A 4,453-nucleotide genomic window follows, 5' to 3' on the forward strand; every position below is an offset into this window, starting at 1 on the left:
TTTATTATGTTTGTAATGGCATCAAATAGTGCAAAATTTTTTATCCATAATAATATACTCGACAAACTTCAAGTTGCATTCCGTAAGATGATATGAAGCCTTAATTTTCCCACTGTGCGGGGAAATATAGCACGCATCTTGAAGTTGGATTGGTATATGTAAATAAAATAGAGTTTTTTTTACTGAAAATCGCTGATACAAGAGTGCTGCATGATTTAATCATGATCTAATTCAGTAGCAGGGCAAGATCTCATAATATTAACAGGGTTATTAGGGTGGGCCGTCTGGCTGGAAATCAATTCAGGAATTTGGCGAGAGACAAATTGAGTGGCTGAATAATTACGTTAATCTGACTCATGGTATCCCTCACCGCCACTGTATTGCCAATATTATCAAAATGATAGATCAAGATTGATGGAAAAACCCTGTGGGGAACATGCAAAGGAACCCTGTTCGAAGTCTTACATGTGGTCAGTGCTTATGATGTTGAATCCGGCGTTGCGTTGTATCATCGGCCCGCTGAAAGTAAAGGAAAAGGAGGTCCAGTAGCAAGACAACTGATTGAATTATTGTCACTTTCATCGAAATAAAATGTTATGTTTAAGACCAATCAACACCTTGAATACATCACCGGTAATTCTGTTATCAGTCTGTTTTATACTCTTTACTGACGTCAGCCATTAACATTGGCATCAGTAATAACCCTATCACAGCGGCTGCAAGAGTCAGCAAGGCAAACATGCCTGTCCAATCATAGTGGTCAATGATTTGGCTTAATGGCCAACCAGCAATTGCGGCGCCATAATAGGCATACAATCCTAAATATCCTGTTACCGTACCTGCCGCTTTTTTGTGGCAGTGTTCAGTTGCTGAAAGGCCAATTAACATTTGAGGACCAAATACAAAAAAACCAATACTAAAAATACAGATAGATAATAATACGTAATTATTTATAGGAATTAACCAGAGTGCAGCCATAGAAAAGAAAAGGCCAAGAGAAAATAGTAGAATTACGGGTGTACGTTGACTGCGAAATAATAAATCAGAACTCCATCCAGAACAAAGAGCACCTAATAACCCTCCCAGTTCAAATAGCGACAGTGTGGCATTGGCATTCAGTAAGTTAGCTCCATGTTTTTCTAATAACCATAAATTACCCCAGTCATTAATTGCGATCCTAATGAAATAGACGAGAATATAAGAAAAACCAAGGAGCCAGATGGTACGGTTGAATAAAATGGTTTCCTTAAGAATTTTTATCATAGGCATGGGTAAAGATAACCGTTCTTGTCGTAGCTCCATGGTATCTTGTCGCCAATCCCCTACGCTAGGTAAACCATGTTCCTGTGGAGTTCCCCGTATCCTCCGGCATAACCAAATTCCAAGCACAATGCTGATAAGTCCAGGAACAAATAATGCAGCGCGCCAGCCATAATAATTGGCTAAAAATGCAGACAATAGTGGCAGAAAAATACCACTTATATTGATGGATATATTCCAACAGCCCCACCAGAAACCTCGCTCATTACGAGAATACCAGTGAGTGAGAAGTCGAGCGCATGTTGGCCATCCCCATCCTTGAAAAAAGCCATTCAGCGTCCAGACAAATAATAGGGAGGGCAGTGATGAGCAGAAGGTAAAAATAATGTTCAGTACGCCTGTCATTAATAGCCCTACCCCCATGAACCAGCGATAACCAGTATGATCATGGAAAATGCCGGAAAAAAATTTTGAACTGCCATAAGCAAGGTAAAACAAACTGATTATCCATCCAATATCATTTTTATTAAGAGCCAATTCCAGTTGCATGGCGGGCATAACGATATTCAAACTTTTGCGAGTTAGGTAGAATGCGGCATAGCCTATAATCATTGATATGAGCAAATGGCTTCGCCAATAACGATAATGTTGTGATATTTGCTCATGGCTGGTGCCTTGCATAAGTGCCTCCATAAAAAAGATACGAATAGTCGTTGTTGCTTTAGCCGTCCCAAAAAGGGCATTTTTGTTATTCAGTATTACTGCCTGAATCTACTGGTAAATATATATTGACATGGGTTCCTTGTTGGATTTTGAGTCTCCAATGGCCTCCAAGCGCTCGGACACGCTCTTCAATCCCCTTAAGCCCAAATCCTGTATTTTTTTTATCATCAATAATACCAATACCGTTATCGTCAACCTGAAGCACGATTAAATTTCTTTTTTGCTTTAATGTAATGTTTATTTGGTCGGCGTTAGCATGTTTACTAATATTGTTCAGTAATTCTTGAATCAGCCTATAAAGTGTCAGAGTGATCGTGTTATCACTGGGAGTATGTGGTAACTGATAATCAAAATGGCAACAAATGTTTTGTTCTTCGAAAGCAAATTCATTTATTAAATGATGAATTGATTGTTCAAGAGACATTTCGTCGAGTGCCGGTGGGCGAAGCTCACGCAGCAGTTGACGTGTTGTTTGATGTATTTGTTGGGAGAGGTGATTAATCTGTTCGGCAGATTTCTGAGCTAATGTCAACGTTGAAGTCCGTTTTATTAGCATAGATTGGATTTGAATAGCTGTTATATTTTGCCCGATGGCATCATGGAGTTCTCTGGCAATATTTTTACGGATATCTTCTTCTGTATGTACTAATTTTTGCATCAAGATATGGCGTGTTGCTAACTCTTTTTCTAGTCGTTCACGATAACGGTTTAAATTATTTGCCAATTGTTTTTGATAGGTTAGGCTACCTGCTAATTGTTGCTGGCGACTGATGGCAATGCCAAGCCCTATCCCTAATAAAGCTTGCGTGGTTAAAAAAATCTCCAATTCCTGTAATTCACTGAATGAACCATTGAATTGACGGGCAGAAGTGACGAGTAAACTGCCTAATAATGCGGAGAGAACACCACCTTGCCAACCATAATGATAAGCCATAAATATATTAGGAATAAAGACTAAAATTGACAGTAACCACTCTATTTCCGAGGATAGAAGATATTGGCCACTTATTCCCAGCAAACTAAACAGGAAACACCACATCAGCAAAGATGTTCTTAATTGTGGATCGGCTATATCAGCTTTAGTATGCTGATTCTTCCAATATTTTTCATATAAATAAACATAAATCAGATAAATGAATGGAGAGAGTAAAAATCCGCCAGTTAAGGAAGAGAGAAAAATAAAGCTGATTTGATCAGGTAACGAAAAGCTTAAAAATAAAATTTGTAAAAGGCTATTAATGATAACACCAGCTAATAAAATAGAAAGTTGTTGCCAATAAAGAGAATAATTCCACCATATTTTTTGAATAATGAGTGCAGGGATCAAGCTAATAAATGGGGAAAGTAGAATGATTGGATATATAATGAGTTGTTCGCTTTTTAGCCATAGCAATATGCTAATTTCACTCATCAGCAGAATTGGAAGATAACGTCGCCCCAGTAAGGTCATAAATACTAAACGTATCCCTTGGGGTAAAAATAGTGTCGACTGTAGTCCACTATTGTGAAAATAAAAACTAATTACCCATAATGAAATCCAAATCAGTGAATAAAATAGACAGAGGAATAGTGATTGTAAAATGAAGAGAAATTTTTCATTCATTGTTTAACTCGTCGTAATGATTTGATTCTTAAGGGCATAATGAACTAGATCAATAGTGGTATTACATTGTAATTTATCTAAAATTCTGGCTCGATGGACATGAACTGTGTTGTGGCTAAGTTCAAGTTGCTCAGCAATTACTTTTACACTGCTCCCATCGACTAATAAGGTAAAAATTTCTCTTTCTCTTGGTGTCAGAGCGTGTAGTGCTGTAATTTCTTGAGGTTTTTGGCGAAGTGCTTTCATTGCATGAGCACAAAGATAAATGTTTCCTTGATGGACTAACCGGACGGCTTGTACTAATTCCTCTGGCCCACAGTATTTCGTCAAATAACCGCGTGCACCTGAATCTAGTGCACTTTGCACAAGCGCAGCGGTGTCATAAATGCTTAACATGATCGTACGAAAATCTGGGTTGGTAGGACGAAGTCGGGTTAGAAGCTGCAGGCCACTTTCGTTGGGCATAGAAATATCCATGATGACGATATCAATCGTTTTTTTTAGTAAATCCGGCCATGCCTCATCGGCACTACTGTATTGGCCAACGATTATAATATCATCTTCAAGTGTCAATAATTGAGCAAAGCCTGAACGGACAACAACATGATCATCAATGAGAGCAATTTTTATCGTCATTTTTATTGTATGTCGTAGGGGGTTTTATTATAAATCATTCAGATATCATAATGTTCATAAAATAAAATTCATGCAAATAAATAAACTAAATTTGTTAGTTAGATAACAAAATTTATTTTAAAGCAGATAAAGTATATTGATTTTAGTTGATTATTGTTATTTTTTATTGCCGTTTCTATACCTCCATATATACCAATCGCCTTTCAAGATGCGTCTTATATCTCCCAGCGT

General features: G+C 37.6%; 3 protein-coding genes and 1 pseudogene. 1 reads left to right on the forward strand and 3 read right to left on the reverse strand.

Annotated features, from left to right (window positions below):
- Positions 1-277: 277 nt before the first annotated feature.
- A pseudogene (locus IQ211_RS18090) lies at positions 278-578 on the forward strand (transposase family protein); the annotation flags it as partial.
- Between the two features lie 67 nt (positions 579-645).
- Here the strand turns inward: IQ211_RS18090 and uhpC are convergent.
- The 3 genes from uhpC to IQ211_RS18105 form a co-directional block, all read right to left on the reverse strand.
- Positions 646-1,941 carry an MFS transporter family glucose-6-phosphate receptor UhpC gene (gene uhpC, locus IQ211_RS18095; protein WP_399478416.1) on the reverse strand — a complete coding sequence of 432 codons (1,296 nt, stop codon included), beginning with the start codon at positions 1,939-1,941 and terminating at the stop codon, positions 646-648.
- 67 nt (positions 1,942-2,008) lie between these two features.
- Positions 2,009-3,586, reverse strand: coding sequence for an MASE1 domain-containing sensor histidine kinase (locus IQ211_RS18100; RefSeq protein WP_189760780.1), 1,578 nt, complete (start codon positions 3,584-3,586; stop codon positions 2,009-2,011).
- Between the two features lie 3 nt (positions 3,587-3,589).
- Positions 3,590-4,222: a response regulator transcription factor gene (locus IQ211_RS18105; RefSeq protein ID WP_189760779.1), complete on the reverse strand. Its 633-nt coding sequence runs from the start codon at positions 4,220-4,222 to the stop codon at positions 3,590-3,592.
- Positions 4,223-4,453 lie beyond the last annotated feature (231 nt).

Origin of the sequence: Xenorhabdus griffiniae (assembly GCF_015163655.1) — a bacterium.
Classification (GTDB): domain Bacteria; phylum Pseudomonadota; class Gammaproteobacteria; order Enterobacterales; family Enterobacteriaceae; genus Xenorhabdus; species Xenorhabdus griffiniae.